Genomic DNA, 1,126 nt, shown 5'->3' on the forward strand with positions numbered 1-1,126 from the left:
TGCAAGAGGGCTAATTAACATAACATTGATTATAGGACTTTCTCATGTAGCTGGGTGCGCGCTACCTCCAACTGCGACTCTTGTTAGAAAACAGTATGTTATCTGACAGGAGGAAGCGGTATGGGAACGACTTATACACAGCTTAGTATCACAGAACGCCGCAGAATTCCTTCTCATTGATTGCTTTGCAATCAACTGCCAGGCAGTGGAACGTTGGAAGTACGCTAAAGTCCCTGTCGATGACATGGCTCGCGTGTTGAAGCGCTGCCGTTCGACAATTTACAGAGAGTTGAGGCGTAATTATTTCTCAGATGAAAGTTTACCTAAGTACGCTGGTTACTACGGCTCTGCGGCGCAATTAAAGACTGCGGATCGGCGTGCAAGACAACGTAAGCTGATCAAACATCCTAGCTTATGCGACAGCGTAATTAGACAACTTAAGAACGGTTGGACACCGGAGCAAATTGGCAACCGGATGATCCTTGAGAAAGCGCCGCTAAGGGTCTGTCAGGAAAAGATTTACCGCTACATTTATTCCAAAGACGGCATGAACCAAGAATTGTGGTGGTATCTGCCGACCCATCGCATGTCGCGAAAACCACGCCGTGCGCGCAAACGCCAGCCACCTAAGTTCCATCGCGATGTCAGTATCTTGTTCAGGCCGGATGATGTTGCTCACCGACGTCAGTTTGGCCACTGGGAGGCAGATTTAATGTTGTTCAAACAAACGCTTGGACAGACAAATGTCACAACTCTAGTTGAACGCGTGAGCCGCTTCACACTGATCTTAAAGAACCCTAACAGACGCACAAAGCCGGTCATGCATTGCCCGGCAGGCGATACCCGTATCGCCGAGAGGGGGCAAGATTATGAAGGCAATCAAAGAATTGCCTCATGTCGCGCGCAGATCCATTACTTTTGATCGCGGCACGGAGTTTGTTTCCTGGCCACATCTGCAAGCTGAGATTGGCACGCAGACATGGTTCTGTGACCCCTCTTCACCGTGGCAGAAAGGCACGGTGAAGAACACCAATCGAAGGGCGAGACGTTGGTTGCCCCGCAAAAGAGACATTAGAAGAATGACGGATCACGACATCAAGAAATCAGTGACCGCCTGAACAGCACA

2 protein-coding genes are annotated in these 1,126 nt (G+C 49.5%); both read left to right on the top strand.

Annotated elements, in window-relative coordinates:
- The first annotated feature begins 205 nt into the window (after positions 1 to 205).
- Positions 206 to 922 carry an IS30 family transposase gene (locus tag AB9F29_RS21250; protein WP_369757172.1) on the top strand — a complete coding sequence of 239 codons (717 nt, stop codon included), beginning with the start codon at positions 206 to 208 and terminating at the stop codon, positions 920 to 922.
- On the top strand, positions 840 to 1,118 hold the full coding sequence (locus AB9F29_RS21255) for an IS30 family transposase (protein WP_369757173.1): 279 nt from the start codon (positions 840 to 842) through the stop codon (positions 1,116 to 1,118). Before AB9F29_RS21250 ends, AB9F29_RS21255 begins: the two co-directional genes overlap by 83 nt.
- The last annotated feature ends 8 nt before the right edge of the window (positions 1,119 to 1,126 follow it).

The sequence above is a fragment of the Falsihalocynthiibacter sp. S25ZX9 genome (assembly GCF_041205405.1).
GTDB lineage: Bacteria > Pseudomonadota > Alphaproteobacteria > Rhodobacterales > Rhodobacteraceae > Falsihalocynthiibacter > Falsihalocynthiibacter arcticus.